The sequence below is a fragment of the Streptomyces sp. NPDC059224 genome (assembly GCF_042754285.1).
Classification (GTDB): Bacteria; Actinomycetota; Actinomycetes; order Streptomycetales; family Streptomycetaceae; genus Streptomyces.
Window position 1 is genome coordinate 70382 of sequence record NZ_JBHZAN010000009.1, and the last position, 11648, is coordinate 82029.

9 protein-coding genes are annotated in these 11648 nt (G+C 70.6%); 1 reads left to right on the forward strand and 8 read right to left on the reverse strand.

All coding sequences use genetic code 11. From position 1 onward, the window contains the following. Window positions 1–3 precede the first annotated feature (3 nt). The 8 genes from ftsW to rsmH all read right to left on the reverse strand — a co-directional run bounded on the left by ftsW (window position 4) and on the right by rsmH (window position 10607). Window positions 4–1359, reverse strand: coding sequence for a putative lipid II flippase FtsW (gene ftsW / locus ACFXI4_RS11595; RefSeq protein ID WP_362721483.1), 1356 nt, complete (start codon window positions 1357–1359; stop codon window positions 4–6). Between the two features lie 66 nt (window positions 1360–1425). Further along, window positions 1426–2844 (reverse strand): UDP-N-acetylmuramoyl-L-alanine--D-glutamate ligase, encoded by a 1419-nt coding sequence (murD, locus tag ACFXI4_RS11600; protein WP_384989592.1) that lies wholly within the window; start codon window positions 2842–2844, stop codon window positions 1426–1428. Beyond that, window positions 2826–3896, reverse strand: a complete 1071-nt coding sequence (gene mraY / locus ACFXI4_RS11605) for a phospho-N-acetylmuramoyl-pentapeptide-transferase (protein WP_362728432.1) — start codon at window positions 3894–3896, stop codon at window positions 2826–2828. Before mraY ends, murD begins: the two co-directional genes overlap by 19 nt. Continuing rightward, window positions 3896–5323 carry a UDP-N-acetylmuramoyl-tripeptide--D-alanyl-D-alanine ligase gene (murF, locus tag ACFXI4_RS11610; RefSeq protein ID WP_362728428.1) on the reverse strand — a complete coding sequence of 476 codons (1428 nt, stop codon included), beginning with the start codon at window positions 5321–5323 and terminating at the stop codon, window positions 3896–3898. The genes mraY and murF overlap by 1 nt, the downstream gene beginning before the upstream one ends. A gap of 4 nt (window positions 5324–5327) precedes the next feature. Continuing rightward, complete coding sequence (locus ACFXI4_RS11615) at window positions 5328–6989, reverse strand: UDP-N-acetylmuramoyl-L-alanyl-D-glutamate--2,6-diaminopimelate ligase (protein ID WP_384989594.1); 1662 nt, start codon at window positions 6987–6989, stop codon at window positions 5328–5330. Window positions 6990–7032: 43 nt separating this feature from the next. Continuing rightward, window positions 7033–9018 carry a peptidoglycan D,D-transpeptidase FtsI family protein gene (locus ACFXI4_RS11620; protein ID WP_384989595.1) on the reverse strand — a complete coding sequence of 662 codons (1986 nt, stop codon included), beginning with the start codon at window positions 9016–9018 and terminating at the stop codon, window positions 7033–7035. Window positions 9019–9023: 5 nt separating this feature from the next. Continuing rightward, window positions 9024–9560: a septum formation initiator family protein gene (locus ACFXI4_RS11625; RefSeq protein WP_384989597.1), complete on the reverse strand. Its 537-nt coding sequence runs from the start codon at window positions 9558–9560 to the stop codon at window positions 9024–9026. A 42-nt stretch (window positions 9561–9602) separates the two neighbouring features. After that, complete coding sequence (gene rsmH / locus ACFXI4_RS11630) at window positions 9603–10607, reverse strand: 16S rRNA (cytosine(1402)-N(4))-methyltransferase RsmH (RefSeq protein ID WP_384989599.1); 1005 nt, start codon at window positions 10605–10607, stop codon at window positions 9603–9605. 359 nt (window positions 10608–10966) lie between these two features. On the opposite strand from rsmH, the gene ACFXI4_RS11635 reads away from it, so the two are divergent. Next, entirely contained in the window at window positions 10967–11515 is a 549-nt protein-coding gene (locus tag ACFXI4_RS11635; RefSeq protein ID WP_384989600.1) for a beta-class carbonic anhydrase, read from the forward strand. Window positions 11516–11648: the final 133 nt, after the last annotated feature.

Below are 11648 nucleotides of genomic sequence, written 5' to 3' on the forward strand. Positions count from 1 at the left end.
AATTCACCGCTCTCCGGACGGGCGCGCCACCGAGGCGCGCCGTCGCATCGTGTTCCATCTCCGAGGCCCCGCAGGACTCCCGGCCCCCCGCTTTCTACCAAAGCGAGGCTGCCGCCGCGCAAGCGCCGCCCGCGCAGCGGGCTCGTCGCGCGCGAAGGCGATCAGCAGCCCGATGGCGAACATGGTCGGCAGCAGGGCGGAGCCTCCGTAGGAGAACAGCGGAAGGGGGACGCCGGCGATCGGCAGCAGACCGAGCACCGCACCGATGTTGATCACCGCCTGTGCGGTGATCCAGGTGGTCACACCTCCCGCGGCATACCTCACGAAGGGGTCCTCCGTGCGTCCGGCCACGCGGATACCCGCATAGCCTAGAGCCGCGAAGAGGGCCAGTACCGACAGCGTCCCCGCCAGGCCCAGTTCCTCACCGGTGACGGCGAAGATGAAGTCGGTGTGGGCTTCGGGTAGTTGGCCCCATTTCTCCACGCTGGCACCGAGCCCGGATCCGAAGAGGCCGCCGGAGGCCAGGGCGTAGATGCCATGAACCGCCTGCCAGCAGTCGGCGACGCCGGTCTTGGGCTCGGTGGCACCGATGCAGGCGAGCCGGGCCATCCGGTTGGGGCTGGTCTTGATGAGGATCACACCGAGCACGCCGGCGATCGACAGCACCCCGGCGAACAACCGGGTCGGCGCCCCCGCCAGCCACAGCAGGCCGAACAGGATCGCGGTCAGGATGATCGCCGTACCCATGTCGCCGCCGAGCATGATCAGACCGAGCAGCAGGAAGCTGACCGGGACCAGCGGCACCAGCATGTGCTTCCACTGGGTCAGCAGCCGCTTCTCCTGTTTGCGCGCCATCAGGTCGGCGCCCCACAGCACCAGGGCGAGCTTGCCGAACTCACTGGGCTGGATCTGGAAGGAGCCGCCCAGGGAGATCCAGTTCTGGTTGCCGTTGACCGACATCCCTATCCCGGGGACCTGCACCAGAGCCATCAGGAAGACGGCGCCGGCGAGGATCGGGTAGGCGAGCGCACGGTGCAGTTTCACCGGCATGCGGGACGCCAGGAACAGCAGCACGCCCCCGATGCAGGCGGCCAGGAACTGTTTGCGGAAGAAGAACGAACCCGGCAGCGACATCTGCAGCGCGGTGATCTGGGAGGCCGAGTAGACCATCACCAGACCCAGCACGATGATCAGCAGGCTGCCGCCGAGGATCAGGTAGTACGCCGTCAGCGGCCGGTCCCAGGCCCGGTGCAGACGCGTGTGGAGCCGCCGCAGCGGATTGTCGCGCGCCGTGCGGGGAGCGGCGGGCCTGCGGACCGCTCGCTGTACGGGCGGGCGGCCGGTGCGGCTACCGGGCATCAACGCCTCCGCTGAACGTCGACCGTCCCACGCGTCCCTCCCAAGGTCGCCCGGCTGGCGGCCGGGTCAGGCGCCGAGTTCGCGAACAGCCTGAGCGAACGCGTCACCGCGCTTGTTGTAGTTGGCGAACATGTCCATGGAGGCACAGGCGGGAGCGAGGAGCACGGTGTCGCCCTCGACCGCCAGTCGCCGCGCCTCCTGGACCGCCGCGAGCATCGCCCCAGTGTCGGTCCGGTCGAGGTCGACGACGGGTACTTCCGGCGCGTGTCGCGCGAGGGCCTCCCGGATGAGGGCGCGATCGGCGCCGATCAGCACCACCCCGCGGAGCCGCTTCGCAGACCTGGCGACCAGTTCGTCGAAGGTCGCGCCCTTCGCCAGACCGCCCGCAATCCATACGATCGACTCATATGACGCCAACGAGGCTTCCGCCGCGTGCGTGTTGGTCGCCTTGGAGTCGTCGATGTAGGCGACCCCGTCCACGTCGGCCACGTACGCGATGCGGTGGGCGTCCGGGGTGAAGTTGCGCAGCCCGTCCCGTACGGCCGTGGCGGGCACCCCGAAGGCGCGCGCGAGGGCCGCCGCGGCAAGGGCGTTGGCGATGTTGTGCGGGACCGGCGGGTTGACGTCGGAGACCTCGGCGAGCTCCTGGGCGTTCTTCTGCCGGTTCTCGACGAAGGCGCGGTCCACCAGGATGCCGTCCACGACGCCGAGTTGGGACGGCCCGGGGGTGCCGAGGGTGAAGCCCACGGCCCGGCAGCCCTCCTCGACGTCGGCCCCCCGTACCAGTTCCTCGGTGAGCTTGTCGGCGACGTTGTAGACGCACGCGACCCGGTTGCCCTCGTAGATACGGCCCTTGTCGGCGGCGTACGCCTCCATGGAGCCGTGCCAGTCGAGGTGGTCGGGGGCGAGGTTGAGCACGGCCGCCGAGTGGGCGCGCAGCGAAGGCGCCCAGTGCAGCTGGTAGCTGGACAGCTCGACCGCCAGGACGTCGTACTCCTCGTCGCCGAGGACCGCGTCGAGCAGCGAGACGCCGATGTTGCCGACAGCGGCCGTGCGCAGGCCGGCGGCCTTCAGGACGGACGCCAGCATCTGCACGGTGGAGGTCTTGCCGTTGGTCCCGGTGACGGCCAGCCAGGGGGCGGCCCCGGGGCCCCGGAGCCGCCAGGCGAGTTCGACGTCGCCCCAGATCTCGATGCCGGCCGCGCGGGCCGCCGTGAACAGCGGCTTGTCCGGCTTCCAGCCGGGCGCGGTGACGATCAGCTCGGTGCCCTCGGGCAGGGTGGCGCCGTCACCGAGCCGTACCGTGACGCCCAGGGCCTCCAGTTCGGCGGCCTGTTCACGCGCGCGTGCGTCGTCGCCGTCGTTGACGACCGTGACGATCGCCCCGCGCGCGTGCAGCACCCGGGCCGCCGGGACACCTGAGACGCCGAGCCCGGCGACGGTGACGTGCTTGCCCTGCCAGTCGGTCACTTGTCCGCTGCCCATCCTGCATAGAAGAGCCCGAGTCCGACAATCACACAGATGCCCTGGATGATCCAGAAGCGGACCACCACGAGGACTTCGGACCAGCCCTTGAGTTCGAAGTGGTGCTGGAGGGGCGCCATCCGGAAGACGCGCCTGCCGGTGAGCCGGAAGGAGCCGACCTGGATGACGACCGACATGGTGATGAGGACGAACAGACCGCCCATGATGGCCACGAGCAGCTCGGTCCGGGAGAGGATCGCCAGACCCGTGAGGACACCGCCGAGCGCGAGCGAACCGGTGTCGCCCATGAAGATCTTGGCCGGCGAGGTGTTCCACCACAGGAAGCCGAGGCAGGAACCCATCAGCGCGGAGGCGATGACCGCGAGGTCGAGCGGATCGCGGACCTCGTAGCAGGCCGCCGGGTTGGTGAGCGTCTGCGCGTTGGCGCAGGACTCCTGGAACTGCCAGACGCCGATAAAGGTGTAGGCGCCGAAGACGAGCACGGAGGCGCCGGTGGCCAGACCGTCCAGACCGTCGGTCAGGTTCACGCCGTTCGACATCGCCAGGATCATGAACAGCGCCCAGACCACGAACAGCACCGGGCCGATGGACCAGCCGAAGTCCGTGATGAACGACAGCTTGGTGGAGGCCGGAGTGTTGCCGCGGGCGTCGGCGAACTGCAGTGACAGTACCGCGAATCCGATGCCGACGATCAGCTGGCCGGCCATCTTCGCCTTGGCCCGAAGGCCCAGCGAACGCCGCTTGACGATCTTGATGTAGTCGTCCAGGAAGCCGACCAGGCCCATCCCGCACATCAGGCCGAGCACCAGCAGACCCGAGTAGGTCGGGGTGTAGCCGGTGATCACCTTGGACAGGAAGTAGGCGGCGACCGTCGACAGGATGAAGGCGATACCGCCCATCGTCGGCGTACCGCGCTTGCTGGCGTGCTCGCGCGGGCCGTCGTCACGGATGTACTGGCCGTAGCCCTTGCGCGCGAGGAGCTTGATCAGCAGCGGAGTGCCGATCAGCGTCAGGAAGAGACCGATGACACCCGAGAACAGGATCTGCTTCATCATCGGGCATCAACACCCTCGGTACCGCTCTGGAGGAGCGCCTGGGCAACGCTCTCCAGGCCCACCGACCGTGACGCCTTCACGAGGACGACGTCCCCCGGGCGCAACTCGCTGCGCAACAGGTCGACCGCCGCCTGTGCGTCGGACACGTGCACCGACTCCTCACCCCACGAACCCTCGTTATATGCGCCCAGTTGCAGCCAGGAGGCTTCTACTCCCCCGACCGCGACGAGCTTGCCGACATTGAGCCGGACGGCGAGCCGTCCGACCGCGTCGTGCTCGGCGAGCGCCTCGTCCCCGAGCTCGGCCATCTTGCCGAGCACCGCCCACGTGCGTCCCCCCTTTGCCTGTGAGGCTGTGCCCATGGCCGCGAGCGCGCGCAGCGCGGCTCGCATGGACTCGGGGTTGGCGTTGTAGGCGTCGTTGACGATGGTCACGCCGTCCGGGCGCTCGGTGACCTCCATACGCCAGCGGGAGAGGGAGCCAGCCTCGGAGAGCGCGGTGGCGATCTCTTCCGCGGACATGCCCAGCTCATGGGCGACGGCGGCCGCGGCGAGCGCGTTCGACACGTGGTGCTCACCGTACAGGCGCATGGTCACATCGCTTGCACCGGAGGGTGTGTGAAGGCTGAACGCGGGCTGTCCCGTGTCCGTGAGTCGTACGTTCTCGGCGCGTACGTCCGCTTCGGCCGACTCTCCGAAAAGGACCACCTTCGCCTTGGTACGGGATGCCATGGCCCGCACCAGGGGGTCGTCCGCGTTGAGGATCGCGGTGCCGCCCTCCTCGGCCGGCGGCAGGGCCTCCACCAACTCGCCCTTCGCCTGGGCGATCTGCTCACGGCCGCCGAACTCGCCGATGTGGGCGGTGCCGACGTTCAGGACGAGCCCGATCCTCGGGGGCGTCAGGTCCGCGAGGTAGCGGATGTGGCCGATGCCTCTGGCGCCCATCTCCAGCACCAGGAACTTCGTCTCCTCGGTGGCGGACAGGGCGGTCAGCGGCAGCCCGATCTCGTTGTTGAGCGAGCCCGGCGTGAACACGGTCGGTGCCTTGGTGCGCAGCACCTGGGCGATGAGGTCCTTGGTGCTGGTCTTGCCGGCCGAGCCGGTGAGAGCCACCAGGGTCGCGCCGAGCCGCCGTACGACATGGCGGGCGAGGGCGCCGAGGGCGGTCTGGACGTCGTCCACGACGATCGCGGGCACGCCGACGGGGCGCGACGCCAGTACGGCGACCGCGCCCTGTGCGACGACCTGGGCGGCGAAGTCGTGGCCGTCCACACGCTCGCCCACGAAGGCGGCGAACAGGCTGCCGGGGCCCGCCTCGCGGGAGTCCCGGACGACCTCCCCGGTGACCTGGACGGACGGATCCGGTATGTCGTGCGTCTGCCCGCCGACGACTGCAGCGATCTCGGCGAGGGAGAGGGCGATCACAAGTTCATCCCTGGGTCTTCTGGATAGCTTCGCGAAGCACCTGGCGGTCGTCGAAGGGACGGATCACGCCGGCGATGTCCTGGCCCTGCTCGTGGCCCTTGCCGGCGACCAGCACGGTGTCGCCGGGGTGGGCGCGGGCCACGGCCGCGGCGATCGCGGCGGCCCGTTCCTCGAAGAGGAGCACCTCACCGCGCTCGTGGGCGGGCACGGTGGCGGCCCCCTCCAGCATGGTCGCGAGGATGGCGAGCGGGTCCTCGGAGCGGGGGTTGTCCGACGTCAGTACGGCCGTGTCGGCGAGCCGGGCCGCCGCGGCGCCCATCGGGGCCCGCTTGGTCGTGTCGCGGTCGCCGCCGCAGCCGAGGACGATGTGCAGCCTGCCCTTGGTGACCTTGCGCAGCGCCTTGAGGACCGATTCGACGGCGTCCGTCTTGTGCGCGTAGTCGACGACGGCGAGATAGGCCTGTCCGGCGTCCACCCGCTCCAGGCGGCCCGGGACGCCCGGGACGGCGGCGATGCCGTCGGCGGCGGTCTGCGGGTCGAGGCCCGCGGCGGCCAGGGCGACGATCGCGGCGAGCGTGTTGGCCACGTTGAAGGGGCCCGGCAGCGGCGACTTGGCGGTGACCTCGACGCCGTCGGGTCCAAGGACGGTGAACGTCGAGTCCATCGGGCCGATGTGGACGTCCGCGGCCCGCCAGTCGGCGTCGGGGTGGCCCTCGGCGGAGTAGGTGACGACCGGGACGCCGGCCTCGCGGGCGAGTCTGCGGCCGTACTCGTCGTCGACGTTGACCACGCCCCGTTTGCTGCGCCTCGGGGTGAAGAGCTGCGCCTTGGCCCGGTAGTAGTCCTCCATGTCGGAGTGGAACTCCATGTGTTCCGGGCTGAGGTTGGTGAAGACGGCGATGTCGAAGACACAGCCGTCGACCCGGCCGAGGACCAGGGCGTGGCTGGAGACCTCCATGGCGACCGCCTCGACGCCGCGTTCGCGCATGACGGCGAACAGGGCCTGCAGGTCGGTGGCCTCGGGGGTGGTGCGCTCCGACTTGATGCGCTCGTCGCCGATGCGCATCTCGACGGTACCGATGAGTCCGGTGCTGCGGGTGCTCCTCAGACCGCCCTCGACCAGGTAGGCCGTGGTGGTCTTGCCGGAGGTGCCGGTGATGCCGATCTGGAGCAGGTCGCGGCCGGGGTGCCCGTAGATGGTGGCGGCGAGTTCGCCCATCCGCGCGCGCGGGTCGTCGGCGACCAGGACCGGCAGGCCGGTCGCGGCGGCGCGTTCGGCGCCCGTCGGGTCGGTCAGCACGGCGACCGCGCCGAGACCGGCGGCCTGGGCGACGAAGTCGGCGCCGTGCAGCCGGGCGCCGGGCAGGGCGGCGTACACGTCGCCGGGGCGGACGGCGCGCGAGTCATGGGTGATGCCCGTGACCTCCACTGTGTCCGCGGTGTCCGGGACGGCGGCGCCCAGCTGATCGGCGAGCTCCGCGAGGGGTTTTGCGGAGACCTGAACCGGCCTGGGCGGCCCCGGATATGTCACGGAAGCGCCCTTCTGGGTGGTTTGGGACTGATCAGCGTGTGGCACGGCGGTGAGCGTACCGGGCGCACCCGCTCCGGAGCGAAGTGAGGGCTCTGGGGCCCGGTGGTTCCCGGGATCGGGGGTGATCGTTGTCACGGGCTCGTTCCTGGTGGTCTTTCCGAAAAGCTGAGGCGCTGATTCAGGGCTTGTAGTCGACGGGCAGCTTCGCCGCCTTGGCGCCGGTCGGCGGGATCTGCAGGGTCTTGAGGGCGAACTCCATCACCTGCTTGTAGATCGGGCCGCAGATCTGGCCGCCGAAGTAGCTGCCGGCGGTGGCGTTCTGGATGGCGCAGTAGACGGTGATGCGGGGCTTGTCCGCGGGCGCGAAGCCGGCGAACGAGGAGGTGTAGCCGTGGTATCTGCCGGTGGCCGGATCCACTCGGTTGGCGGTCCCGGTCTTACCCGCGACGTTGTAGCCGGGGATGGCCGCCTTGGCGCCGGTGCCCTGTTCGTCGTCCACGACGGACTCCAGCATCTGGGCGAGCGTGCCGGCCGTCTTCGCACTGACCACGCGGGTCTTCTTGGGCTGCGCGGCCGGCGCGAAGCGGCCGTCGGCGCCCTTGGAGCCGCGCACCAGGGTCGGCTCCACCCGGACTCCGCCGTTGGCGATGGTCGAATAGACGGAGGCCGCCTGCATGGCGTTGATGGAGAAGCCCTGGCCGAAAGGGATCGTGTACTGCTGCGAGGTGGACCACTTGGCCGGGGCGGCCAGGATGCCCCGGGTCTCGCCGGGGAAGCCGAGCCCGGTGTAGCCGCCGATGCCGAACTTCCGCAGATACGAGTAGAGGACCTGGTTGGCCTGCTTCTGGGTCCTGCCGAGCTGGCCGGTGGCGAGGATGGTGCCGATGTTGCTGGACTTGGCGAGCACGCCGTTGAGCGTGAGGTACCAGGTGTCGTGGTCGACGTCGTCCTTGAAGAGGCGGTCGCCGCGGTGCAGCCGGTTGGGCACCACCACGTGGGTGAGCGGGGTGGCCGCGTTCTCCTCCAGGACGGCCGCCATCGACATCACCTTGGCGGTGGAGCCGGGCTCGTAGGCGTCCTGGAGGGCCGCGTTGCCCATGGCGGCGGCGTCGGCCGTCGACAGGTCGTTCGGGTCGAAGCCGGGCGAGTTCGCCATCGCCAGGATCTGCCCGGTCCTGGTGTCCTGGACGACCACGTAGCCGCGGTCCGCCCGGGACTTCTTGACCTGCTCGGTGATGGCGTTCTGCGCCGCCCACTGGATGTCCCGGTCGATGGTCAGCTCCACGTCCGAGCCGGGCACGGCCGGGGTCTCCGTGGAGCCCGCGGTGGGCACCTCACGCCCACCGGACTGGGCATAGCGGATCTTGCCGTCCTTGCCGGTCAGCGCCTTGTCGAGCTGCTGCTCGACACCGCCGCCGCCCTTGCCGTCCGCGTTGACCCAGCCCAGTATCCCGGCGGCCAGGTCGCCGTTCGGGTACACCCGCTGGCTGCTGGGGTCGGCGAAGACACCGGCGAGCACGTTGGCCGAGCCGCCGCCGGTCTCGGCCTTGTTGGTGAGCGCGGTCTTCAGGTCCTTGATCTGCTTCCAGACCTGCGGGGTCTGCCGGGCGGCGAGCCGGACGTAGCGCAGTTCCCGGTTCCCGGGCCGCAGCAGCTTGACGAGGTCGGCCTGGTCCCTGCCGAGGATCGGGGCGAGCAGCGCGGCGGCCTGCTCGGGGCCGTCGTTCACCTTGAGCTGCTTGCTGGTGAACATCGTGGGGTCGGCGGTGATGTCGTAGGCGTCCTCGCTGATCGCCAGCGCCACGCCGTTGCGGTCGGTGATCCCGCCGCGCTCGGCGGCCAGGGTGTGCACGACGTACCGGTTCTGCTCGGCCTTCGCGGCGTACGCGCTGGCGTCGACGGCCTGTACCTGGAGCAGCCGCCCGACGAAGATCAGCAGCACCAGGGTCAGGGCGAAGCCGACCATGCGCAGCCGGGGCCGGGGGCTGCCGAGCCGCAGCGGGCGCTGGGCCGCGGTGCGGGGCGCGCCCGGGCGGCGGACCGGGCGGGCGCCGGGGCCGGGCCCGCGCCGGACCGCGCCCCGGGGCTCCCGGGGGCGGGGCGGCCCGGCGGGGCCGGGCACGCGGCGGCGCGGCGCCTGCCTCTCTCCAGAAGTGTCTGGCACGTCCGTCACCTGCCGGGGGTCGTGGTCGGGGTCGTCACGGGCGTGAGGCCCGGCGCCGGGGTCGTCACCGGCGGGGAGGCCTGTGCGGTCACCGGAGCGGAGGCGGCGGGCGTCGGCCCGGCGGCGGACGGCGTACCGATGGCCTCGGGGGCGGGCGGCTGGCTGGTCGCGCGGAGCGCGGCGGTGCTGGGGACGCCCTTGACGGTGCCGTCGGAACCGAGGAAGGCCGGGTCGCCGCCGGGGACCATGCCGAGTTCGCGGGCCCGGCGCTGGAGGGCGTCGGGGGCGGAGTAGGCGTCGATGTCCCGCTGCAGGGCCTGTTCCTCGTCGGTGAGGCTCTTGGTCTGCTTCTGCAGGTCGTCGAGTTTGAACGAGCCCTCGCTGAGCGCCGAGTTCAGCACCAGCAGGCCGATCAGGCCGCTGCCCAGCAGCAGGACGACCAGCAGGACGAAAGGGGTGCGGGCGGCCTGGTTGGCCCGGCCGACCGGGAAGAGCCGGGCGAGCCGGGCGGCCCGCCCCTTCAGCTCGGGCTTCCTACTCACGTGTCCTCCGGTGGGTCCGGAAACCCAGCGTGCTCACGCCGCTCATTCAATGGACTCCCTGATGCGCTGGGCTCCTCGAAGACGCGCGGGCGCGGCCCGGCGGTTCTCGGCGACCTCTTCCTCGGTGGGAAGTTCGGCACCGCGGGTGAGCAGCTTGAGCCGGGGCTGGTACTGCTCGGGCACGACCGGCAGCCCGGGCGGCGCGGTGGTGGCGGCACCGGCCGCGAACACCTGCTTGACGAGGCGGTCCTCGAGCGAGTGGTACGACAGTACGGCGATCCGGCCGCCGACCGCGAGAGCCTGCACCGCGGCCGGGATCGCCCTTTCCAGCACGGCCAGTTCGCCGTTGACCTCGATGCGCAGCGCCTGGAAGGTGCGCTTGGCGGGGTTGCCGCCGGTGCGCTTGGCGGCCTGCGGCAGGGAGTCACGGATCAGTTCGACGAGCCGGGCACTGTTGCTGAACGGCTCCTTCTCGCGCTCCCGGACGACGGCCGAGACGATCCGCTTGGCCTGCTTCTCCTCGCCGTACGCGAACAGGATGCGCACCAGGTCACCGGCCGGGTAGGTGTTGAGGACCTCGGCGGCGCTGATGCCGGTCGTCTGGTCCATGCGCATGTCGAGGGGCGCGTCCTGGGCGTAGGCGAAGCCGCGGTCGGCCTCGTCGAGTTGCATGGAGGAGACGCCGAGGTCGAACAGGACGCCCTGCACGCGCGCGATGCCGAGGCGCTCGAGTACACCGGGCAGCTCGTCGTAGACGGCGTGCACCAGGGTGGCGCGGTCACCGAAGGGGGCCAGACGCTCCCCCGACAGGCGCAGGGCCTCCTTGTCACGGTCCAGGGCGACCAGACGGACCTCGGGGAAGCGGGTCAGCAGCGCCTCGCTGTGGCCGCCGAGGCCGAGAGTGCAGTCGACGACCACGCTGCCCGGCGCGTCCAGGGCGGGTGCCAGCAGATCCAGGCACCGCTGGAGCATCACCGGGACGTGTCGGCTGCCACCCTCCTGCCGCCCGCCACCGCCGTTGTTCGGAAGCGCTTCGCGCCCTTGCATTCTGGGGGCCTCTCAGGTCCGCGCGGGAGATACGCACCGCCGGGTCCCCGCCCGCTCGGTACGCGCGCCGCGCACGTGGGGAGACGGTCCGGGCGCCGTGCCGGGGTCTCCAGGGGATTTCACCAGCGGGGAGGGCCTCGCCTCCCGCTTCGCGTCACTTTAGTCCACCGTGTCGCCCGGTCAATCAACCGGCCTGTACGGCGCGTACGGCAGGGTGGCGGGCGCCGGGATCGGACCTGAATCACCCGTCCGGCCCTGGTTTGCCCTCCGTGTGGGTTAGCTCACAACAAGCCACGATGACGTTCTTTGTGCCCTCTCACAGCAGGCTCTGAACGGCCGTGACCAGTAACGTCGTGTCTATGACGACTTCCGCAGCAGCTCCCACTGGATCCGAAGGCGCCATAACGGACCGAGGCACCGTGACGGACCGCCTGATCGACGCCAACCGGACCTATGCATCCGCCTTCACCGACCCCGGCATGGACGCGCGGCCCGTGCTGCACGTGGCCGTGGTGTCCTGTATGGACGCCCGTATCGACCTGCACAAGGCACTCGGCCTGCAGCTCGGCGACTGCCACACCATCCGCAACGCCGGCGGTGTGGTCACCGACGACGTGATCCGTTCCCTGACCATCAGCCAGCGCAAGCTCGGCACCCGCAGCGTGGTCCTCATCCACCACACCGGCTGCGGCCTGGAGGCCCTCACCGAGGACTTCCGCTCCGAGCTGGAGATGGAGGTGGGCCAGCGCCCGGCGTGGGCGGTGGAGTCCTTCCGTGACGTCGACCAGGACGTACGGCAGTCCATGCAGCGGGTGCGCACCTCGCCGTTCATGCTGCACACCGACGACGTACGCGGCTTCGTCTTCGACGTCCGCACCGGCCTGCTCCGCGAGGTCGACCCCGCCTGAGCCCAGCGGCTCCGACGGACCGCCCGCCCCGAAAGCCGCCGCCGTACCCTGTCCGGACGCTGTCGAATACACGACCGAAAGGTCGTAGGACCGACATAGTGCGGGCAGTTGTCCACAGGCGAGTGACACGAAT